Raw genomic sequence first — 21,198 nt, 5'->3', positions numbered from 1 at the left:
GGACATTTACGGATTTTGTCCCAAATTAGACTTAATGCTTCTGGGCAACTTTTGCAAGGGCGAGTATAACAGGGTATTGGGGAATGGGGACTGGGGACTAGGAAAGAGTTTCTCAATCCCTAATCCTCAATTCTCTAATCTCGAATCTATGGCAAATCGTTCACGCAAGCTGAAGCCAAAAGCCTCTAAACCAAATCAACCTCGTGCTGGTGCGATGAAACGCGTCGTTAAAAAACCTCAGAAAAAGCTAAAACGAGGAAGTTGGTTGTCGTCAATGCTAGCGATGCCTACGGCGGCAAGCTACGCAATTATCTTAAGTAGTGCTAGTCTAGTTATGGCTTTTGCCTGGATTAGTGTTCTCTTCATCTTCAATCCAGACGAGGTAAGCTGGCTAAATAAAATTTTACCTACATGGGCACAAATCCCCCTTGGTAAGCACGAACGCCCCCAAACTCTCAAACAAATTCAACTCGATTTGAGTAAAAAAAACCAAATATTTGGGGAAACTCTACCTTTACATCAGGATGTGAAAACCTCATTTTTACTACCAGTTTTTCAACAACGTGCTAATTGTCAATCTGATTGTGAAGAACTGGTAGAACTCAGGGTTTACGAGCTATCAGTTGAGTTAGAGTTTAAATCTCAGTCAGAAAATTACTACTATCTAGCGACTCAATTATCTATAACTGGCCCAGATGAATCCTTTGTGATTTCTTCTTTGATTGATGGAACATTAGAACCCCAAGATATCAGTATTCCCCTACCTTTAACTGAAGTGCAACGCTTTGAAGGTAAGACACCATCATCAGGGGTTTGGTTTGACTTGCGCGGTAAACGCCAACAAGCAGCTAGTTCCATCCGCTACGGTTACATCGTATACTACAATCCAGAACGCACGAATTTACTACAAATGTTGTCTTGGACTAGTCCTAATGGGCAATTGCCCAAATGGCAGCAGGTAACTGGTGATGGTACAAAAGAGTTAGTTGTTGAGCAAACAGTAGGTTTAGAACCGCACTTACAGGTTTACCAAGTCAAACCTCTGAAGTTATTCCTCAGACCAATTCAATTGGAGGCGATTACCCTCAAATCATCGACCTTCAAGGATTCTGGATACCAAAAGGCCCTGTCAATTGCCCGTAGTGGATTGTGGACACCAGCTTTTGAATGGTTAAAATTCATTAAGAAACAGCGCAAAGGAGTTTTACCAGAAGTAGCACAAGCGCAAATGGATTTGATTCGCTTGCATTCTCAACTTACTAAAGCTCAAGCCCAGAAAATTTGGGCAAGTCCTAGTCAAGAAGTGCTAGCAGATTTGATTGATGGTCGCTGGGAGAAAGCTTTACAGGTGTTTGAAGCGTCACCACATAATGCCCAAGAAGTTGCTACTCTACTCAAAGCTGATGAAAAACGGTTGTGGAATCGCACAGCAACGGCGTTGCAGGTGAACCCAAATAGACGAGAGGTGCAAGCTTGGTTCGCCTTGATTTTAGCAGTGCAGCGGGGAGAAGGACATGCTAATTCTTGGTTAAAGGCGCAACCAAAAATTACAAAAGAGAATCTTGACTATATTCAAAGTTTGTTGGCAAGACTCAATGGTGAGGGTACATCGCAAATATCCTCTATTCACCCTAGTCAGATTGTTGGTACGGTGCAACCAGTTACTCAAGTTACCAACACCGAATGGCTGCAACCAAATTCCCCAGCAGATTTGAAACTTACGGATAACCAAGTTTGGTATCAGGTGGAGGTGAGTGCATTTAATGACGGGAAACGCTGGCTAAATTTCCCCTTTGAGAATTTCAACCCACCGAAAACTGATACCGCCAAATTTTTCTGGAAAACTTTGGGAATCACTTCTGACCCGGAAATCCAAATTATAGTGTGGTTGCCAAATGGAGAACAAAAAATTACTATCGCCGCTATCAAAGCGGTGCAACTACGGGGTAAAGTTTTGCGCTTATTAGCTGCTGGCCCAAAAATTCCAGATAATCAAAACGATGTTCTCCAACCCAAGCCTTTAGCTTTGACAAATGCAGCACTGGAATGGGTGCAACCATCTCCTATTACTCTACGAGAACTGCATCAACAAAATCCCCAAGGGGTGAAGGTAATGCTATCGAGTCTGTGGCAATCTTTACAAAAATCCGGTGAACTTCCGACTGGTAATATTCCTAGCTTTGAACAGATGCAGGAAAAATTGGGTGATTGGCCCGTTCAAGTGATTGATTTAACAAATAACGCTCAATCAGAAATAATACTGACTATCTCACCAGAAGCCATAGCATCCTTGAATCAGCCGACACCTGAAATTCCGGGAGAAAAACCAGAGCAACGCCGCGACCGGACTATAATTTTGTCTGATGTAAATAAAGTCATTTACACGGATTTTACAGGAAATTACTTACAAAGACTCTCTGCGATCGCCAAGCTTTCAGGGGTGCAATCCTTAGCTTTACTGGTAGAAAATGCTCATAACTACAGTTTGAGGCGCTGGTCAGAGAAAAATCAGCGCTTTGAATAAGCACCCCTGACTCAAATTTCCCCTTTACTCAAATTTAAATTAGATAGGGGAAAAGCGTAGGCGTAGCCCGTCGTAGACATCGCTATCTACAAGGCTGACTTATTCTTCTTTTTGGTTGGTTTCGGCTAAACGTTGGTGCTTCAAGTTTTCCAATTGCTGTAACAGAGAGTCTACCTCTGCTTGTAAATGCATCAATTTAGCTTGCTGATCGTCTTGATAATAAGACTTGGTTAACTTACTGACCCAGGCAGTCTGGGACTCGCAATCGGAAACACTAGATAAATAAGTAGGCATCGCTAATTAAATCCACTATTTAACTCACACCATTAGAAATATTATAATAATGCTCTTTTAAGCTTTATTAAATAATTGTATATTTTCAATCAATTACTCTAATGGATTTTGGGTTCAATCATAAAAGACGGTGATTAGAATGCCTGTGTTCCAAAAAAACACTGACCCAAGTGTGTAAAGCATCTTTCTACTGGAAGGTACTTAGGAATAGTTAATTTACACTCTGTCAATTATGGTTGTACAAATAATTATCGCCGTTTTTGAGGAATTTACGCAAGAAATTTATGTAGACTATATCAAGAATGACGCTAAATGATGAAAAAACGTAGGCTGAAGTACTTGCACTTGGTGCAGTCTATCGTAGAAAGGGAGGTAGAGGCTACCATGAAAAAGAGACAGTCTCTCAAGAATTTTCCGATCTTCACTTAAGCAAATAGGGTGGGAAAATACATAGATATACTTGGCTAAACGAACGCACTAAAAGCAGCTTGAACCACGGATAAATAAGAATTTCAGAGAGTGATGAGGTAAGTCTGTGAATTAGGAGACCTCTTGCAAAAGTTCCTAACATCCCTCCCCGCTCTTCGAGAGAGGAGACAAAGGGTAGCTTTGGCGGGGTGGAGTTCTTTCTTATTTTTGATTTATGCAAGAGGTCTAGGGAATAAGGAACAGGGAATAGAAAATAAGGATAGATACGTACTGAGTCTTGTTCAAAAGTCAAATAACAATTCTATAGATTTGCAGATGACTTTTCACCTCGTCAGTATCCTCTAAGCTAATTTGTTGAAGCGAAGGTCGCCGTAGCAGTTTATGATAAATTAACGTTCTAAATAAAATAGCAAGTGAAACGCCTGCACCACAAAAAATAATATTCTTAACAAGATTCTTTTCGATTAGGGAACTCTGAACGGGCAACTGGTAACGAAAAATCTACTTTCTTCCTCTTTCCATTTTGCGCTTTCCGATCCCCCCTTTCTAAAATATCCAATCCTTACATTAAGAAATTTTAAATCCCGTGACTTTGAGCCTGTCTATTGCTACATCTCATCGCCAACCCTGGCCCGGACTGATAGAAGCCTATCGCGAATACTTGCCTGTCAGCGAAGAAACACCGATTGTCACTCTATTGGAGGGCAACACACCTCTAATACCAGCGCCAGCGATCGCAGAGCGCATTGGCAGACAAGTACGGGTTTTTGTAAAATACGACGGTCTAAATCCTACCGGCAGCTTCAAAGACCGGGGGATGACTATGGCAATTTCCAAGGCCAAGGAAGCAGGAGCAAAAGCAGTCATTTGTGCCAGCACGGGGAACACCTCAGCCGCCGCCGCCGCTTATGCTAGACGCGGAGGCATGAATGCCTTTGTATTGATTCCCGACGGTTATGTGGCGCTGGGCAAGTTAGCTCAAGCATTACTATACGGCGCAGAAGTATTGGCAATTAAGGGTAATTTTGACCAAGCCCTAGAGATTGTCCGCGAGATGGCCGAAAGCTATCCGATCACTTTGGTGAATTCAGTCAATCCCTACCGCTTAGAAGGACAGAAAACAGGAGCCTTTGAAATTGTTGATGCATTGGGTGATGCACCAGACTGGTTATGTATTCCCGTGGGCAATGCGGGAAATATCACAGCATATTGGATGGGATTTTGTCAATATCATCAAGCCAGAAAGTGCGATCGCTTACCCAAGATGATGGGATTCCAAGCCGCAGGAGCAGCCCCCTTAGTACATGGTCAGCCAGTGGCGCATCCCGAAACCCTGGCGACAGCAATTCGTATTGGCAACCCTGCAAGTTGGGATTTAGCGATCGCAGCCCAAACCGCCAGTCAGGGAAGTTTCCACGCCGTTACCGATGCCGAAATTCTCGACGCTTATCGACTTTTGGCAGCATCAGAAGGTATCTTCTGCGAACCTGCTAGCGCCGCTTCTGTAGCCGGGTTGTTGCAGGTAAAAGACCAAGTTCCCACAGGGGCGACAGTCGTTTGTGTCCTCACAGGCAATGGTCTAAAAGACCCAGATACAGCCATCAAACACAATCACAGTCAATTTCAACAAGGTATCGCGGCAGAACTGGGCGCAGTAGCCAAGGCAATGGGATTTTAGGGTGTTGGGCATGGAAAGAGGCAGAGGGGCAGAGGGGCAGAGGAGAAGAACTTACTGCAACCTCTCCCCTGCTCCCCTGCTCCCTGCCCCTGCTCGTTCATGTGTCAAGCTATCAATAGCATCACCCAAGGCAGTAGTCAAGCTATTGCGGCTTTGGGCATGATTATCCTGCTCAGTTTTCAAAGCTTGCAAGAGGCGATCGCGTTCTTTAATCGCGGCGATAAGTTTAGCTTGCAAGTCTTCCACAGATTTTAGCTGTTCTATTTCTTGTTGAATCGCTACTGGTGTCCCAGCAGCCAGTGTGTCTACTTCAAGACCTTGGAGTTTATGCAGTTCTGCCTTGAGGGAGGCGATCGTCTGTTGGGAGAGTTGGGCATCTGTGCGGCGTTGTTCTGCTTCTGTGTTATAAAGCTGACGCCATTTTTGGGCACTTTCCCAAGCCGTATCGCGCTCGTGTTGCAACTGTGCCATCTGCTCTTTGATTACCTGGATTTCTGTCAACCACTGTTGTGTTAAATCTTGATTCATAGATTAATGGTCATTAGTTAGGAACTTTCCACTCGGTATTCTTGCGGTAGCAAGATAGATGCGATCGCTACGCAAAATTTAGCACAGTAGTTAATAAACCCAACCAGTTTTAACTCTAAATTATGCCAAAGCCTCGTTTTTTTCGCTTCTTTCGCCACCTCAATTGGCGCACGATTAAAAAAACTTTTTCCAGGACAATCGAAAGGCGACTTTTGGGACTCGCCTCGGAAATTGCCTTCAATGCCATGCTATCGCTGTTTCCAGCAATTCTTGCTATCATCACAGCTATTGGCTTATTGGCAGAATCTTTACAAAACACCTTTAAACAACTGGCGGTGCAACTGAGTCAAGTCCTACCTGAACAAGCCCTGGAGCTGATTCGTGATTTTGCTACCACAGAAATTACTAACTCCAAAAACAGTGGTTTATTTTCTCTAAGCTTTGTATTAGCAATTTGGACTGCTTCGGGGGCGGTGAGTACGGCAATGACAGCCCTCGATCAAATCCATCAAATTCCTTCAGAAAACATCCGCCCCTTTTGGAAAGCCAAACTTGTCTCTCTGGGATTAACAGTCGGTACTATGTTGCTTTTAGTATTGGCTTCTTTCTCAGTGTTTACTAGCGACTGGCTTTTGGGAATAGTAGTCCGCGAAAATAGTTCTTTGATCTTTTTGTTGCATCTTTGGCTACTGTTACGCTGGCCTTTATCTTTAAGCATTGTTGCTGTCGCCTTTGGCTTTGTCTATCGCTATGGCCCAAGCAAATGGAACTCAGGCACACCAATGATGCCGGGAGCAATTTTAGCAGCTGTTTTTTGGGCAATGTTGTCTGCCTTATTTCGGCTGTATGTGGCGAATTTTGGCAATTATAATAAAGTATATGGTGCTGTAGGAGCTGTGATAGTTTTAATGCTCTGGCTGTCAATGAGCGCTGCTGTTCTGTTAATCGGCGATCAGTTAAACGTGACTATCGGCGAAGATATGCGCTTAAAAGCCCAGTCGCAATCGCAAGTCAAATATTAATTCGTAAATCCCTGAGAAAATGATTGCAAAAGCTCAGTAGGGGAGTAAAATATCTAACGATTCAATACTAAAGTTAGCGATCGCCTCTATGCCTGATTCTCCTCCTCGATTTTCGATGATTGAACCTGATGCCAAAGCACCCACTTTGAAGCGCCTACGTCAGTTAAGTCGGCTGCTAGACAATGTTATTACTATTCCTGGCACAAAGATTGGTTTTGGTTTAGATCCAATTTTAGGACTCATACCGATTGGTGGTGATTTTTTGGGAATAATGTTTTCTAGCTACATTATTCTAGAAGCAGCACGGCTAGGTGTATCTAGAGCCACTCTAGGTAAAATGGTTTTGAACGTAATCATTGATGGCTTGGTAGGCGCTGTCCCAGTTTTGGGAGACTTTTTTGATTTTGCCTGGAGAGCTAACACTAATAATATCAAGCTCTTAGAAGAATACTTAAAGTTTCCTAGCGAGCAAAAGAGTGCAGACAGATGGTTTATCTTTGCCGTTTTGGTTGGATTGTTGCTAATCTCCATTGCCTTAGTAGCATTGCCCGTGATCCTAATTAGAATCCTGTGGAGCGCCTTTACAGGCGGTTAAATTGTTTATTGATAAAAGAATGAAAGATTGGTGGCAAGCTACTTTTCCTAAAGGGCGGCAAAGTCTAGTTATTACTGATGCTAAAGGTTATCCTGTACAAATTGCTTATGGTGAAAAAGGTAAAGGTAAACCGCTAATTTTATTACATGGTATGGGGAGTTGGAGCTACAATTGGCGCCACAGTGTAGTAGCATTATCTAAACATTACCGAGTAATTTGTTTTGATGCCAAAGGCTTTGGTTTTTCTGAAAAACCATTGTCTCGTAAAGAACACAACGGTCATCAAGTTATTGAGTTTCAAAGAATTATTCAGGCATTATGTGACGAACCCGCAGTGATTGTAGCAGAATCTTTGGGGGGATTAGTTGCCCTTGCTCTTGCTCAAGAAAGCCCACAGTTAATCGGACGGCTTGTAGTAGTAAATGTACCTGTTTTTGCCGAACAGCTACCCCATTGGTCTATGTGGTTGCTTGCCCAAACGCCCTTAGAAGTAATGCAAACAATTGACTCCTTACGTCTGGCATATTTGTTTGCACCTCTATTTAGAGAAGTTATGGCAATAGAAAGACGTGGGGTATTATTCGATCCCTCAGTTTTGACGCAGGAAGATATTTATTGGATAACTTACCCATTTACTGAATTGCCTGGTACGATCGCAAAAGTTGCCGAAGAGTTACAAATAGCCGCGCGAGAAATTGAGAATTGGCAAGCAAATAAACCAAATATGCTCACCAAAATTCAAAATAACCTGAGTGCAATTAATTGTCCCACACTAGTTTTATGGGGTGAGCAAGATAGTTGGTTTCCTGCTAGTCATGGTAAAAAATTACATCAACATATCCCTAATTCCAAATTACAGATTTTATCTAACTGTTGTCATGATGCCTCAACTGGTGCTTCTGAGGTATTGAATAAAACGATTCTTGAGTTTTTACAAGATACTAACTTTTAAAGAAGAACTCAGAATTCAGTAATATTTTAGTAGGGGTTTTAAATCCGGTGATTCAGACGCTCTCTACTTTCGCACAGCGTGTCGCAGACAGACGATGCGCATAGCTTGCTTCTATGCAGGAGTGCTACTGTTGCGCTATATACCAGTTGCACAAAATTCATTCTGACTCCTGTTAGCGCAGCGGGGCGTAGCCCATTCTGACTCCTGAATTCTGTTTCCATAAAAAGAGAGTGGGAGGAAGCATATCAGTTAGCTTTCAGACTCCCACTCTACCATTTGCTGCTGAAGTGAACAGGAATGTATACAGACGTTACCCGTTACTTGGGGGCTAATGCGTAGTTTAACAACAACGCCTGTACGCATTGAATATTCCTGTTGCAGCAAATGCCAAACCTGATTATTGAATTTATTTACTGAGATAAATACTCTGCAAATAATTGTTAGAGATAGCTTTTTGTTTTTGTAAATCACTTAGTAAATAGCGTTTTACAAAAGGAATTTGCTGAGGTAGTAGTCCCTGATAATCAAACCCTTGAAGTCGTTTATCTTCATACAATTTAACTTGAATAATCAAAAGCTGGTTGCCATTTTGGCAAGTTTTTAAATTTTCTAATTGCTCATATCTAACTTTTTAAAAGCAGTTAAACCGTTATATAGCAAATAAATTATTCGTACATAACAAGATTCCCGACTTCTTAGAGAAAGTCGGGAATCTAAGCCAAACTAATTGGCAAAAAGTGTTAATTTAACGGGGTTTTACTTTACCGTAGTATTAATACTGGCGTAAAATAGCAGACAATGAACTATTTTTACGAAGATCCATCAAGTCTGCTAAGGGTTCTGTGCGCGTATCCAGGTGGTGCTTGTGTTCTGCTGGGAGAACAGTTACCAGATGCTTTGTTTTAGGTTGCATCTGCATAAGGGGCATTAGTTGTGGCTGTTGCACAAAAATTGGCTGACTCTTGGGAAGATTTGGTTCCAATTTTTGGTAATGCTTTTGTGCCAAGCGTACCTGATGGCGATTAACCTGTTTTTGAACTTTTTGTGGTTGCTTGGTGCGGTTAAGCACTCGGAAAATCAGCAAGGAACCACCACCACAGCTGAGAACGATCGCAGCAATCATCCATAAAGGTGTAGGATTGCTATTCTCAGAGGGCGGACTGATTGGTTCTTCAACTATAACTGGGATTTTTTCTGGTTCTTCTTGTGGCACGGGGCCAGCATTACCCAAGCTATATAAAGCAAAGGTGCCACCTCCCAGAAACATGGCTAAACACCCAGTCAACAATAGCCAAGGATGATGTGCAACCAGATATATCAGAACATTCGAGCTGTTTCTTAGTCTCGATTTCCTGTTTGTCAGCTCTGGAGTAGCCCTTTTTAATTGGGTTCGCTCGCGCTGTACACTCTGACTTTTTTTCATGATTACTTTCAGATTTGTACCCCTCTAGTCAATAAATTGTACTGGAGGAGTCAAGCATCAGGTATCCGTAACAAAGTTCAGATTTTAGTAGCTTTTTTGTAAAACATAAGCTACAAAATCTGGCTAAATTTTGCCAAAGTTCTGTATTTATTGTGACTTTTTGCCGTAATAATCCGAAATCAGTTTGCTTATTTATTCTGTCAGCTCGGAGAATGCCTTTCAAGAGCAAGTTGAATTAACCGATCGACTAATTCTGGAAAGGAGACTCCACTATGGGCCCAGAGTTGGGGATACATACTTGTCGCAGTAAAGCCCGGTAACGTATTGATTTCGTTAATAAATACTTCTTGTGTTGCTTCCACATAGAAAAAATCTACCCTTGCTAAACCAGCAGCGTCAACAGCGGCAAAAGCTTGCAAAGCCATGTCCTGAATTTGACGAGCGATCGCATCTGGAAGCTGTGCAGGGATCAGTAAATCTGCCCGACCCTCAGTATATTTAGTTTCATAGTCATAAAAATCGCTGTCATAAGTAATCTCTCCAATGACAGAGGCTTGGGGTTGATCGTTACCTAAAACGGCACACTCAACTTCTCTAGCGACTACTCCAGCTTCTACAACTAGTCGGCGATCGTAACTGGCAGCACTATCTAAAGCGGCTTCTAATTCTGGGCGCGATCGCACTTTGGCAATACCCACTGATGAACCTAAATTAGCTGGCTTGACAAAAGCTGGATAACCTAATGTTGCCTCAATTTCATCACACAGTTTCGGAAATACGCAAGGATTAGACCAAACTTGCGATCTAGTTATCGCTTTATATTTTACCTGTGGTAATCCCGCTTGCTCAAAGGCAATTTTCATGGCAATTTTATCCATTCCCATTGCCGAACCTAACACCCCAGAACCGACAAAAGGGACTTGCATCAAAGTCAGTAACCCTTGAATTGTTCCATCTTCACCATTGGGACCGTGGAGAATGGGAAACCAAACATCTACTTGGGCAACTTGAGAGGGAGATTGCCACTTGCTCAGGGTTTGGGCTTGAGGGTTAGATGTCAGATTTCCAACAGATGTTGATTCTGCCGATTCCAGCAGCGGACTACCGCTTGCTAAAACCTTTTCGGGTGCTTCTCCTGCCAGCCAGCGGCCATCTTTTTGGATGTAAAAAGGCAGTATTTCGTACTTACTAGCATTTTCCTCTGCACTCAGGGCTTTAGCGATCGCCCCTGCTGATTTGATCGAAACTTCATGTTCTCCCGAACGACCGCCAAACAGTAACCCCACCCGCAGCTTAGTCATTTTCGGTTCCTCCACACTTCTCAAGCAGATAGCGTATCACAACCTACAAAAATTGCCATATTTTTCTAGATTATTTTATTGCCTGTTGAAACCCTGCTCCCCCATTTCTCATAAGCTTGAGGGGCGGAGGGAAAAACTTACTGCAATCTTCTCCCCTGCTCCCCTGCTCCTCTCCCCGCTCCCTGCCTCCAATTAAAACAATCGTGTTGTCAGCTACAGTAATATTCCAGGCAAGTGGGCAACAATATTGATAACTAACTAGAAATGCAGCTTTACCTGTAAAAGATGCTGCCGTTTCATGAAACCCAGAATTATTGTTTGTGGCTTAGGACGTACCGGATATAAAACCTTTCGTCTGCTGAGACATCAGGGAGCCTTCGTTGTTGGCATTCATCACCAATCTATCCCTGGCGAAACAGCAGGAGATGTAATTGTTGGAGATTTACAAGCAGCTTCTACCCTGACAGCAGCAGGCATTCAACAGGCGCACACTTTAGTCATCGCTGGATCTAAAGATGCTCTGAATTTGTCTATTATGATGCAAGCGCGGGTGCTGAATCCCCAGATTCGAATTATTAACCGTTTTTATAATACAAATTTAGGAGAGCGCCTAGATCAAAGTTTGCCAGACCATTTGAGTATGAGTGTTGTCGGATTAGCAGCACCCGTATTCACCTTTGCAGCACTGGGAAACCGAGCGATCGGACAAATCAAATTATTTCAGCAAACTTGGCCAATTCACGAAGAATACATCGATGAAAACCACTTCTGGAGAGGTTTAAAGCTGAGTGAATTGTGGGAAGATCGATCGCGGATGCTAATCTATTACTTACCAGTCAAAGGCGAGATGGATTTGGTATCAGCTGTCATAGCTGGCCAAGAAATCCAAGTAGGCGATCGCTTAATTGTTGGCACCCAACCCCGCATCCGTTCTCCCCGGAGATCGTTGATTAGAAAACTGCTGAAAGTTATGACTAATTTTAGGCAGTTTCAGGAACACGGGCGATCGGTAGTGCTGGGTGCTATTGCACTATTAACAGTTATTGCGATCGCTACATTCACCTATATGTCGGCTGAGTTGAGTTTGTCTCCTGTCGATGCTTTATATTTTTCTGTAGGCATGATTACCGGAGCCGGTGGTAATGACAAAGTAGTAGAAAATGCTCCTAACAGTATTAAGTTATTTACTGTTGTGATGATGCTGGTTGGAGCAGTGGTAATTGGTATTTGGTATGCCATGCTTACCGATTTTGTCTTAGGAAGCCGCTTTAAGCAATTTTGGGATGCAGCCCGAATTCCTCAGCGATCGCACTACATTGTCTGTGGCTTGAGTGGTATTGGGGTGAGAATTGTCCAGCAACTCCACGCCAGCGGACATGAAGTTGTAGTCGTTGAACCCGACTCCAACAATAAATATATCAACACCGCCCGCGAACTCGGTATCCCCGTCATTCAGGGCGATGCTAGCTTCCGTACAATTCTCAAAGCTAGCAATATAAACTCTGCCGCCGCAGTGATGACTGTTACTAGCAATGATGCTACCAATTTAGAAATTGCCCTCAAAGCCAAAGGTTTGGCACCCAGTATTCCGGTGATTGTTCATTATGCCGATCCTGATTTTGCTGGCATAGCGCAACAGCTATTTGGCTTTGAGGCAGTACTTAGTCCGGCTGAACTAGCAGCCCCAGCTTTTGCCGCCGCTGCACTAGGGGGACGTATCCTTGGCAATGGCATCACAGCCGATAGTCTTTGGGTAGCTTTTGCCACTGTAATTACAGCTTCACACGTCTTTTGCGGTCAGTGGGTGAAAGATGTAGCAATGTCTGCTGACTGTGTACCTTTGTACGTAGAAACAAATCACCAAACTCTTCATGGTTGGGATTTACTAGAAACTAATCTCAGTGATGGCGACGTTTTATATATGACTATGCCAGCAACACGGCTATATCAGTTGTGGCGGGGCGAGCAAGTTTGCGAATCACACGCTTAAATAATAATTCGTAATTAATATACTACTTCCCACTCCCCATTCTCAATACTGTTCGGTTAAGGCAAAAGACACGATAAATCGCCGTCTTTGTGATGATTTATCGTATCTTTAGCGATCTAAAATTTTTATCAAAAAACCTTAACCGAACCGTATTGTCCCCACTCCCATTTATTTGTTAACTACTCGTTGTTGATATTCTTGCTCGGTAATCATATCAAGAGTGTTCTCTAGGCGATCGACAAATACGATACCGTTAAGATGATCGTACTCGTGTTGAAAAATGCGAGCGATAAAATCGGTTAATTCTTGTTTTTGTAAGTTGCCTTGAGAGTCAGTGTATTCCACCTCAATAGATTTATACCGAGGAACTAACCCCCTAATTCCTGGAACACTTAAACAACCTTCCCAATCTTTGACAACTTCAGTTGAATGAGCAATGATTTGGGGATTAATCATAGCAGTAGGTTCCATTTCCGGGGCGTTGGGATACCTAGCATTGGGACGGGAAGCCACAATAAATAAACGATAGGATTGTGCTACTTGAGGCGCAGCGATTCCCACGCCGTTAGCCTTAGCAACAGTGGCGATTAAGTCCTCAATTAATTTTTGGATCTGCTCATCTTGGATATTCTCAACCCAAGCAGCTTTTTGGCGCAATGTTGGATTGCCTAATTGAATTATCGGCGCTAATTCAGTCATGATAAAGCTCCTTTAAGTAATGGGGAATGGGAAATGGGGAATTTTAATATAACTCCTGCCTTCTGCCTTCTCCCAAGGGGAGACGCTAAAAGCGATCTGCCTTCTGCCTCCTGCCTTCTTCTAGATCATCCTTCACGTCTAACAGGCAAAGGAGCAGGTTGAACTCCCACTTGGACAATTTGCCCATTGCGTTCCACTTCTATGGGTAATTTAGTACCGATTTTGCTCTTTTCTACTAGCTTTTGTACTTCTTCAATTTTAGTAACAGGCTGGCTGTTAATGCTTTTAATCACATCACCGACTCGTAGTCCAGCAACAGATGCAGGCGATCGCGGCACAATCTCAACCAGCAAAACGCCCTCATCTGCTGTAAGATTTAAGCGATCGCCTGCTACTTTTTTGATTCTTTCTTTATTTTCTGGTGTCAATGTCACCATCTGCACACCCAAATAAGGATGATCCACCTTGCCTTTAGCGATTAATTCTTGGGCAATCCTTTGCACGGTGTTAATGGGTATAGCAAATCCCAAGCCTTGAGCGCCTCGAATAATCGCTGTATTCATTGCAATTACTTGACCACGAGCATTAAGCAATGGGCCACCAGAATTACCAGGGTTAATTGCAGCATCCGTTTGGATGTAATCAACCCGCTTGTCACTAGCACCGATATCGCTACTAGAACGCCCTGTAGCACTAATAATTCCAGATGTGACAGTATTATTCAAGCCTAAGGGATTACCAATGGCAATTACAGCCTCTCCTGGTTGCAAGGCATCGGAGTTACCCACAGCGAGAGTGGGCAGATTATTCGCATTAATTTTAATCGTTGCCACATCTGTTACCGGGTCTTCACCCAAAACTTTCCCATCAAAAGTCCGGCCATCTTTGAGTATAACAGTCACTCTATCAGCACCATCTACCACATGGGCGTTGGTAACGATTTGACCCGAAGAATTAATAATAAATCCAGAGCCACTACCGCGCTCTACCCGTTGTCTCGTCTGTGGCGCTCCCTCTCCAAAAAACCGCCGGAAAAATGGATCGTTGTTAAATTCGTCTGGTACGCGAGAAGTGATTGTTCGGGAAGAATCAATACGAACTACCGCAGGCCCTACCTGTTGCACTACTTTCACTACAAAATTAGGATCTCCAGACGAAGAAAAAATCGGCGCGGGGACAATTACCGGATTAGGTACTGTTGTGTTCTCGGCTTGAGTATCGTTTTGTTGAGCCTCAAAATTCTTAGTAGGTAAAAGAGAGCAGCTCCCCAGGAACATCACTGCTACCCCGTATGAGAGCATCCGCAACCTCTGGGGTAAACCCCTGGTTTCAATCTTTTTGGGCGCTGAGTGATGGTTTATTATCTTCATGTGTCGTTGCTTCTCCCTTGTCAGTCAGTGGATGTTAGGATCTTGCCTACTGGGTATGTCCCAAAATGGTTACAACTTAAAAGCTTATTTTAGGTCTAGCGTGTCTCAATGCTAAATTAGTGCTTTCTCTTCTATTGTGACGATTAGCAGCAAAGGTGGTGGATAATGGAAATTCCCATAGAAAGTCTGTGGACTCAGGTACTAGAGCGCTTAAAGCTTGAACTATCCCGACCTACCTTTGAAACTTGGATAAAAACTGCTAGTGCAGAGCGATTAGAAAATAATTGTTTGGTTATCCGTACTCCTAACCCATTTGCTCGTAATTGGTTACAGAAGTATTACATCAATACCATTGCTCATGTAGTCCAAGATATTCTCGGTCATCCCGTGGGGATTTACATTACCGTTGCTCAAGGTGATGAAGTTTCTCATTTTAGTGAACCAGAGGTTGCTTGGGAATCACCAAATTCCAGCAGTATTTCTAAAGTTGTTGCTAATCACAATCATAAAACTACTGACTTAAACTCTAAATATGTCTTTTCGCGATTTGTAGTTGGTGCTAACAATCGCATGGCTCATGCTGCTTCTTTGGCAGTTGCAGAATCTCCGGGTAAAGAGTTTAATCCTTTGTTTTTATGCGGTGGTGTCGGCTTGGGTAAAACTCATCTCATGCAAGCTATTGGTCATTATCGCTATGCAATTTCTCCTAATTGTAAAATATTTTATGTTTCTACTGAGCAGTTTACTAATGATTTAATTACAGCCATCCGTAAGGATAGTATGCAAAGTTTTCGAGAGCATTACCGAGCTGCCGATCTTTTATTAGTGGATGATATTCAGTTTCTGGAAGGGAAGGAATATACTCAAGAGGAATTTTTCTATACTTTTAATACTCTACATGAAGCTGGTAAACAAGTTGTCATTGCTTCCGACCGTCCGCCTAACCAAATTCCTAGCTTGCAAGAACGTCTTTGTTCTCGGTTTTCTATGGGCTTAATTGCCGATATCCAAAAGCCGGATTTAGAAACGAGAATGGCAATCTTACAGAAAAAAGCTGAGGATGAAAATATTAGTCTTCCCCGCGACGTGATTGAGTATATTGCTTCTAACTACACTTCTAATATTCGAGAATTAGAAGGAGCTTTAATTCGGGCGGTGGCTTATATTTCTATTTGGGGTTTACCGATGACGGTGGAAAATATTACACCAGTTTTAGAACCGCCTAACGAAAAAATGGCAGCTACCCCAGAAGCAATTTTAAAGGTTGTGGCGGATAACTTTGATGTTTCGATAGATGACCTCAAAAGTAACTCACGGCGAAGAGAGATTAGCTGGGCGCGTCAACTAGGGATGTATCTCATGCGCCAACACACAGCTTTGAGTTTGCCGAGAATTGGGGAGGAGTTTGGTGGTAAAGACCATACAACGGTAATCTATAGTTGCGATAAAATTACCCAACTTCAGGAGAGCGATCGCACTTTAGCACAAACAATCCGCCAACTGAGCGATCGCATCAATATGACTAGCCGTTCTCAAAAACCATCGTGAAGATGCATTTTAAGTTTTCCACAAGCAGCGGTCTCAATTATGAGTTTTGACGGTTGAAGAATTAGTCAAGAATATTAAGTAACGTCTAAAAATTGATTAAATTTAACTTAGATTGTGCAAAAAACTGGGGAAAACTTGATATTCTCCAGTCAAAACTTAATTAAGTATAATTACCTTGTGGAAAAACTCAAGTACTTTTCCACAAGTTTTCCACAAGGTAAACTTGCCTAACTATAATTGCAATAGAAGTGAAATTTTCTAGTAGTCAGTTAAGTTTTCTCAGTTTGTAGTGAGCGCTTTAACCTTCAAATCAAGGACTAAAGTCCTTACTACAAACTTATTCAGCCATCAAATAATAAATGGGATGAGCCGAATAACTGTTCGGCTTCGCAGCCTACCAAGCTATCCGACCCGGTTTTATATTCGGAGATTGTTACCAACCTCACTGGAGTAGGTCTGGACTCTTCTTGGGTACGCCCGATAAATTCCTATTCATCAGTTCTGACAGCAGAAGAGTGCAGACTATCATTGCGGACTCGAATTCGGTCTGGCAAGATGTGAAAACCGACAAAATTAGCCCCGTGTTCTGTTTCAAATAATTGGCTTTTTACAGGATGTATTTTGACTCTTAAACCAGCAAGATATTGCTCTATTTCAACTCTGGCATTTTCTAAAAAAGCTTTATCATCTGAAAATAAAGCAAAATCATCAACGTAACGAATATATTTAGCAGCCTTGATTTGTTCTTTTACAAAATGGTCAAAGCTGTTGAGATATACATTGGCAAAAAATTGACTGGTTAGATTGCCAATTGGTAAGCTATGCCGTCTTTCTAGAGGCATGAATAAATCATCCCCAGGAAAGTAATTCATTACTGCTTCTTGGGGATTACTGCTATCAATAAGGGTGTTAATTAACCAGAGCGTATCAGGACATTTTATTTTATGATTTATAAATGACTTTAAAATTTCATGGTCAATGCTAGGAAAATATTTCTGAATATCAGCTTGCAAAACATAGCGACTCGAACGGGCAAATTCAGTGAAGCGACGCAAGGCACGATGAGAACCAAAACCAATTCGGTTAGCGTAGGAATCACTAATAAATGTGCGTTCAAATATGGGAACAATTACATTGCAGAGAGCATGATGCACAACTCTGTCACGATAGGGAGCCGCAGAAATCATTCGCGGCTTGGGTTCAAAAATTTGAAATGTCTTGTATTCTCCTGGAAGATATGTTTTTGACTGTAATTCTGCTTGTAGGTGAAATAATTCTTGTTCTAAATTGTAATTTAATTCTAAAACATTTTCTCGAAAACGCTTACCCCGTTGTGCTTGCTGGGCGGCTTTTAGTAAGTTACTAAATGCAATAACTTCATTCCAAAGATTTCCATATCGTTTCATTTAAATTAACCCGCGTCGGCGGGTTTTGTTTGTGTAGTCGCGATTTCTAATCGCCTAGTTTAAATTTTTGCTGTTTAATCCAGCCGCCTAAATCTATGCCAATGTCATTTAACAATTTTTGTGCATATTCATAACGCTCTGTTTTAATTAAATTAAACTCTAAAAGTAACCGAGTTTGATAACGTAATAATATCTAACTTGGTATTTAACTTTTCTAACTGAGCTAATTTTTGCTTTGCATACCGTGCTACAATCAAACAATCTAATAAATCATATAATTCTGTAATTATCCGATTTCCCAATAAAAATTTATGATCTCTAGGCAGACGATTTAAAATTGGCACGTACCACTTGATTAAATCATAAGTTTTCTGTATTATCGGTAAATCACTCATTCAAAATTTAGCTAAAAAAATTTTATCGCGCAGAGCGCGAGAGAAATGAAGAAGGGAAAAGAAAAAAGCGAAGAGTGCAAAAGGGCGAGAGTGTAAAGGGATACTAAGTCCTGAGGGGAGCCGCAACCACAACTCGAAAACCCACGTAGCTGACCCAATAGACACGCGCGCTCCCGATGCGATTGGACGAGCGGCAGTACCTCGGAGCGTAGTTCCACGAACCACCACGTAGCAGCCGGAGATTACTTTCACTCATCCAAGGGCTACCGTCTGCTGGCGCTCCATTATAATTTTCGTGCCAAGCATCCTGACACCATTCCCATATATTACCATGCATATCAAATAAACCAAAGGTATTTGGTAGGAATTTATCGACATCTGTAGTTTTCTGACGATATTCACCCTTTGACCCAGCACCATAAGTATAGTTACCGTCATAATTTGCTAAATCAGTCGTAATCGTCTCACCAAAATAAAATGGGGTAGTTGTTCCCGAACGACAGGCATATTCCCACTCTGCCTCACTGGGCAAACGATAGGTTTTCCCAGTCTTGTTAGACAATCTGGCACAAAATTCAATTGCATTATCCCAAGACACTTGTTCAACAGGTCGATTAGCACCTTTGAAATTCGATAGTTCAGGATCTAAATCAATATTTACCTTTTTCAGCGTAGCTACAATAGCCCATTGGCTTTGCGTAACTGGATATTTGCCCATGAAAAAGGGTTGAACGGTGACGGTGTGCTGTGGACTTTCAGAATCTTCTCTTTTTGGTTCATTCTCTGGCGAACCCATCAAGAATTTTCCACCAGGAATTGCAACCATTTCCAGAACCACACCATTACCCAAATTTTCTGAGAAAAACTCGGCTCGTTGCTGACTGCGGTTGATTGGTTCTCCCTTAGCATTTACCGTCACTACCTCAAACTCAAACTGATTAGCTGAATATTGCTCTGGGGCTACAGGCGTTTGTTCTACAGTTACAGTCGGTTTTACTTGACCAATAATCCGTTCTTCAATAGGCGCTACATCTTCATCCCTCAACCCTAAATATTGCTGATAATCTCTCAAGTCATTTAGTGTAATTTCACTTAATGTTGCTTCATCTTCCATTTCCTCAATCAGCACTTCTTCATAGTCTTTTAATTTTCGCTGATACTCTTGATACGGTTGTTGAACTTCAGCTTCAATAGAATCTGCAACATCAGTGGTAAGTTTCAACTTAAGGCGCAATGAATCTAGCAAACGACGGGCAGCACGGCTAAATCTCCCACTCTTGAAGCGGTTTTCCACTTCTTTGCGATATTTGAGTTTGGGGTCATCTTTAGGCGACTTTGCCAGCAAAATCTTACTCCCTTCTTCAACTGGGTAGAACTTGGGAGTCATTGCAGGCGCAGCTTCTTGCACTTTTGTACTGGCATAATCATGCAGTTCATCAATAGAAATCCAGCCATCGGTATCTTTATCGGCTGCCCCTGTTTCAATACCTTCAACCAAATAGCGGGTGTAAATAGATAGTTCTGAGCCTTCTTGCTCAAAGGAATATTGGGCAGAAGTCGAAGAAGTGAGAATTGCTCTGCCTTTACCACCTAGTTGCTCTTGCACATTTACAGTACCATCACTTTTGACTGTCATCCCTTGGGTAATTGCCCCACTAAAGCAACAGTCTAGAATTAAAACTTGTTTTAGAGAACGGCTATCATTGATGTTTTCATGTAAAACACTAGCTGGTACTGCGGAGGGCGTTACTAGCTTGCTATTTTGTTTTTTAGTTTCACGAGTTGATAAGTATAGTTGCCCTCTTTCATCTTTAATCCCATGACCAGAAAAATAAAACAGCAGCAAGTCATTCTTTTGGCGATTGAAGAAAAGGTGAAAAATAGCTTCTCTCACAGCTTGCGGTGCAGGATTTTTCAGCACTGTAATATCTGATGCAGCAAAGCCACCCATTTCTGGGTTGACTAACACTCGCTGCATCGCCTCAACATCTTTGACAGCAGCTGGTAGCGGTTTTAAATCTTTATCCTGATAATCGTACTCACTAACTCCTATCAGCAGTGCAAACTTAGGCATTATTACTATTTTGTATCTTTTGTCTTGTTCACAAAATCTTCTGCTAGCTGCCTAGCAAATTCTAAATCTTCCCGACTACTGGCTTCTAGGTTTAGTTCTCTGCCGTCTGTTGCTTTGATTCCTACTTTAATTGTTTTGTTGCCCAATACTCTACCCAAAAATCCAAACAAAGGTTTTATGAGGGCTGGATTGACTACAGCTTTTAATGCCCCCAACTCAAAACCCCCGAAAGACTTTGAACCTTGGGGGGCTTCTGTGACTGGCACTAAATCTGCATCTTCTACTCCATCAACTTCTTTAATCTGTGGCAGCAAATTCTGTGCTTCTGCTTGCAACTCCTCTTCGTCTAAACCCAGTTCAGTCAGCAAAATAGTCACCTGAAGATTAGATGTGGTTGCCATTATGAAGCGTCTCAGTGGTTTTAACAGTGTCTCTGATAGATTGTAATATTTTTTGAGTTATAGATATTACATCGGGCGAATTTAATTTCGCGACTACACAGACAAAACCCGCCTATCGCGCTTGTGCTGCGCTCGGCGCGATCATTCCGGTCGATCAAACCCTTTGTCGGCAATGGGTGCAAATGCGTGTGGAGCAACAAAGTGCAGGACGATCGATTTCACCTCAAGATCCTTTGATTGCAGCCACGGCTCTATGCCATGACTTACCCCTAGTTACTCACAACATCAAAGATTTTCTAGGAATTTCCAATCTCCGGCTCGTTACTCCTTGAACGGGAGATTTACAATATTGTTACTCTCCCGTTGGGTAGGTATTGTTTACCTATTAGATTTTAGCTAACTTACATTCGCAGCCCAATACTTCTCGGATAGGGGTTGAGTCGTCCTAAATTCAGATCCCCCCGCCTACGGCGACCCCCTTAAAAAGCAGGGCTGATTCATTCCCTAAAACAGGTAAAATTGCAAGTGTTGAGGGGAGGAAAATTATGGGTAGTTCTCTGATTGAACAA

The 21,198-nt window shown here is 42.3% G+C and carries 17 protein-coding genes and 1 pseudogene; 8 read left to right on the top strand and 10 right to left on the bottom strand.

The window, feature by feature from the left end; all coding sequences use genetic code 11:
• Window positions 1-148: 148 nt before the first annotated feature.
• Window positions 149-2,524, top strand: a complete 2,376-nt coding sequence (locus tag V7K44_RS17335; RefSeq protein ID WP_334933171.1) for a hypothetical protein — start codon at window positions 149-151, stop codon at window positions 2,522-2,524.
• 99 nt (window positions 2,525-2,623) lie between these two features.
• Here V7K44_RS17335 and V7K44_RS17330 read toward each other — a convergent pair whose 3' ends face one another.
• Window positions 2,624-2,818, bottom strand: coding sequence for a hypothetical protein (locus tag V7K44_RS17330; RefSeq protein ID WP_094350358.1), 195 nt, complete (start codon window positions 2,816-2,818; stop codon window positions 2,624-2,626).
• A gap of 1,015 nt (window positions 2,819-3,833) precedes the next feature.
• On the opposite strand from V7K44_RS17330, the gene thrC reads away from it, so the two are divergent.
• Window positions 3,834-4,925 (top strand): threonine synthase, encoded by a 1,092-nt coding sequence (thrC, locus tag V7K44_RS17325; protein ID WP_334933170.1) that lies wholly within the window; start codon window positions 3,834-3,836, stop codon window positions 4,923-4,925.
• A 51-nt stretch (window positions 4,926-4,976) separates the two neighbouring features.
• Here the strand turns inward: thrC and V7K44_RS17320 are convergent, their stop codons facing one another.
• Entirely contained in the window at window positions 4,977-5,453 is a 477-nt protein-coding gene (locus V7K44_RS17320) for a hypothetical protein (protein ID WP_334933169.1), read from the bottom strand.
• Window positions 5,454-5,575: 122 nt separating this feature from the next.
• Between V7K44_RS17320 and V7K44_RS17315 the strand changes: the two genes are divergently transcribed.
• From V7K44_RS17315 to V7K44_RS17305, 3 genes are all read left to right on the top strand, one after another.
• Window positions 5,576-6,475: a YihY/virulence factor BrkB family protein gene (locus V7K44_RS17315; RefSeq protein WP_334933168.1), complete on the top strand. Its 900-nt coding sequence runs from the start codon at window positions 5,576-5,578 to the stop codon at window positions 6,473-6,475.
• Window positions 6,476-6,563: 88 nt separating this feature from the next.
• Entirely contained in the window at window positions 6,564-7,070 is a 507-nt protein-coding gene (locus tag V7K44_RS17310) for a DUF4112 domain-containing protein (protein ID WP_334933167.1), read from the top strand.
• A 19-nt stretch (window positions 7,071-7,089) separates the two neighbouring features.
• Window positions 7,090-8,022: an alpha/beta fold hydrolase gene (locus tag V7K44_RS17305; RefSeq protein WP_334933166.1), complete on the top strand. Its 933-nt coding sequence runs from the start codon at window positions 7,090-7,092 to the stop codon at window positions 8,020-8,022.
• A 772-nt stretch (window positions 8,023-8,794) separates the two neighbouring features.
• On the opposite strand, the gene V7K44_RS17300 is transcribed toward V7K44_RS17305, so the two are convergent.
• Both V7K44_RS17300 and V7K44_RS17295 read right to left on the bottom strand, forming a co-directional pair.
• Window positions 8,795-9,307, bottom strand: a complete 513-nt coding sequence (locus V7K44_RS17300; RefSeq protein ID WP_334933165.1) for a hypothetical protein — start codon at window positions 9,305-9,307, stop codon at window positions 8,795-8,797.
• 338 nt (window positions 9,308-9,645) lie between these two features.
• Entirely contained in the window at window positions 9,646-10,746 is a 1,101-nt protein-coding gene (locus V7K44_RS17295) for a D-alanine--D-alanine ligase family protein (protein ID WP_334933164.1), read from the bottom strand.
• A gap of 298 nt (window positions 10,747-11,044) precedes the next feature.
• On the opposite strand from V7K44_RS17295, the gene V7K44_RS17290 reads away from it, so the two are divergent.
• A complete protein-coding gene (locus V7K44_RS17290; protein WP_334933163.1) occupies window positions 11,045-12,736 on the top strand; it encodes an NAD-binding protein in 1,692 nt (563 codons plus the stop codon).
• Between the two features lie 168 nt (window positions 12,737-12,904).
• Here the strand turns inward: V7K44_RS17290 and def are convergent, their stop codons facing one another.
• Both def and V7K44_RS17280 read right to left on the bottom strand, forming a co-directional pair.
• Window positions 12,905-13,435, bottom strand: a complete 531-nt coding sequence (gene def / locus V7K44_RS17285; protein ID WP_334933162.1) for a peptide deformylase — start codon at window positions 13,433-13,435, stop codon at window positions 12,905-12,907.
• A gap of 125 nt (window positions 13,436-13,560) precedes the next feature.
• Window positions 13,561-14,805: an HhoA/HhoB/HtrA family serine endopeptidase gene (locus V7K44_RS17280; RefSeq protein WP_334933161.1), complete on the bottom strand. Its 1,245-nt coding sequence runs from the start codon at window positions 14,803-14,805 to the stop codon at window positions 13,561-13,563.
• Between the two features lie 165 nt (window positions 14,806-14,970).
• Between V7K44_RS17280 and dnaA the strand changes: the two genes are divergently transcribed.
• Complete coding sequence (gene dnaA, locus V7K44_RS17275) at window positions 14,971-16,353, top strand: chromosomal replication initiator protein DnaA (RefSeq protein ID WP_334933160.1); 1,383 nt, start codon at window positions 14,971-14,973, stop codon at window positions 16,351-16,353.
• A 488-nt stretch (window positions 16,354-16,841) separates the two neighbouring features.
• Here the strand turns inward: dnaA and V7K44_RS17270 are convergent, their stop codons facing one another.
• From V7K44_RS17270 to V7K44_RS17255, 4 genes and pseudogenes are all read right to left on the bottom strand, one after another.
• Window positions 16,842-17,759, bottom strand: coding sequence for an RNA-directed DNA polymerase (locus V7K44_RS17270; RefSeq protein WP_334933159.1), 918 nt, complete (start codon window positions 17,757-17,759; stop codon window positions 16,842-16,844).
• Between the two features lie 46 nt (window positions 17,760-17,805).
• Window positions 17,806-18,154, bottom strand: a pseudogene (avd, locus tag V7K44_RS17265) (diversity-generating retroelement protein Avd).
• A gap of 103 nt (window positions 18,155-18,257) precedes the next feature.
• Window positions 18,258-20,228: a caspase, EACC1-associated type gene (locus V7K44_RS17260; RefSeq protein WP_334933158.1), complete on the bottom strand. Its 1,971-nt coding sequence runs from the start codon at window positions 20,226-20,228 to the stop codon at window positions 18,258-18,260.
• Between the two features lie 5 nt (window positions 20,229-20,233).
• The gene (locus tag V7K44_RS17255; protein ID WP_334933157.1) at window positions 20,234-20,629 is read right to left on the bottom strand and encodes a sugar ABC transporter permease; all 396 of its coding nucleotides are present in this window, start codon (window positions 20,627-20,629) and stop codon (window positions 20,234-20,236) included.
• Window positions 20,630-20,811: 182 nt separating this feature from the next.
• Between V7K44_RS17255 and V7K44_RS17250 the strand changes: the two genes are divergently transcribed.
• On the top strand, window positions 20,812-20,961 hold the full coding sequence (locus tag V7K44_RS17250) for a hypothetical protein (RefSeq protein WP_334933156.1): 150 nt from the start codon (window positions 20,812-20,814) through the stop codon (window positions 20,959-20,961).
• Window positions 20,962-21,198 lie beyond the last annotated feature (237 nt).

The sequence above is a fragment of the Nostoc sp. genome (genome assembly GCF_036917235.1).
Lineage (GTDB): Bacteria > Cyanobacteriota > Cyanobacteriia > Cyanobacteriales > Nostocaceae > Nostoc.
The sequence above is the reverse complement of the archived record's forward strand: the minus strand, read 5'-3'. Positions and strand labels throughout refer to the sequence as shown.

What these genes read in the sequence shown, in the direction of transcription:
- V7K44_RS17330 (WP_094350358.1), bottom strand. Translation starts at nt 2,818, where the DNA reads ATGCCTACTTATTTATCTAGTGTTTCCGATTGCGAGTCCCAGACTGCC.
- V7K44_RS17260 (WP_334933158.1), bottom strand. Translation starts at nt 20,228, where the DNA reads ATGCCTAAGTTTGCACTGCTGATAGGAGTTAGTGAGTACGATTATCAG.
- V7K44_RS17320 (WP_334933169.1), bottom strand. Translation starts at nt 5,453, where the DNA reads ATGAATCAAGATTTAACACAACAGTGGTTGACAGAAATCCAGGTAATC.
- V7K44_RS17255 (WP_334933157.1), bottom strand. Translation starts at nt 20,629, where the DNA reads ATGGCAACCACATCTAATCTTCAGGTGACTATTTTGCTGACTGAACTG.
- V7K44_RS17280 (WP_334933161.1), bottom strand. Translation starts at nt 14,805, where the DNA reads ATGAAGATAATAAACCATCACTCAGCGCCCAAAAAGATTGAAACCAGG.
- V7K44_RS17295 (WP_334933164.1), bottom strand. Translation starts at nt 10,746, where the DNA reads ATGACTAAGCTGCGGGTGGGGTTACTGTTTGGCGGTCGTTCGGGAGAA.
- V7K44_RS17270 (WP_334933159.1), bottom strand. Translation starts at nt 17,759, where the DNA reads ATGAAACGATATGGAAATCTTTGGAATGAAGTTATTGCATTTAGTAAC.
- dnaA (WP_334933160.1), top strand. Translation starts at nt 14,971, where the DNA reads ATGGAAATTCCCATAGAAAGTCTGTGGACTCAGGTACTAGAGCGCTTA.
- V7K44_RS17310 (WP_334933167.1), top strand. Translation starts at nt 6,564, where the DNA reads ATGCCTGATTCTCCTCCTCGATTTTCGATGATTGAACCTGATGCCAAA.
- V7K44_RS17335 (WP_334933171.1), top strand. Translation starts at nt 149, where the DNA reads ATGGCAAATCGTTCACGCAAGCTGAAGCCAAAAGCCTCTAAACCAAAT.
- def (WP_334933162.1), bottom strand. Translation starts at nt 13,435, where the DNA reads ATGACTGAATTAGCGCCGATAATTCAATTAGGCAATCCAACATTGCGC.
- V7K44_RS17305 (WP_334933166.1), top strand. Translation starts at nt 7,090, where the DNA reads ATGAAAGATTGGTGGCAAGCTACTTTTCCTAAAGGGCGGCAAAGTCTA.
- V7K44_RS17290 (WP_334933163.1), top strand. Translation starts at nt 11,045, where the DNA reads ATGAAACCCAGAATTATTGTTTGTGGCTTAGGACGTACCGGATATAAA.
- V7K44_RS17250 (WP_334933156.1), top strand. Translation starts at nt 20,812, where the DNA reads ATGCGTGTGGAGCAACAAAGTGCAGGACGATCGATTTCACCTCAAGAT.
- V7K44_RS17315 (WP_334933168.1), top strand. Translation starts at nt 5,576, where the DNA reads ATGCCAAAGCCTCGTTTTTTTCGCTTCTTTCGCCACCTCAATTGGCGC.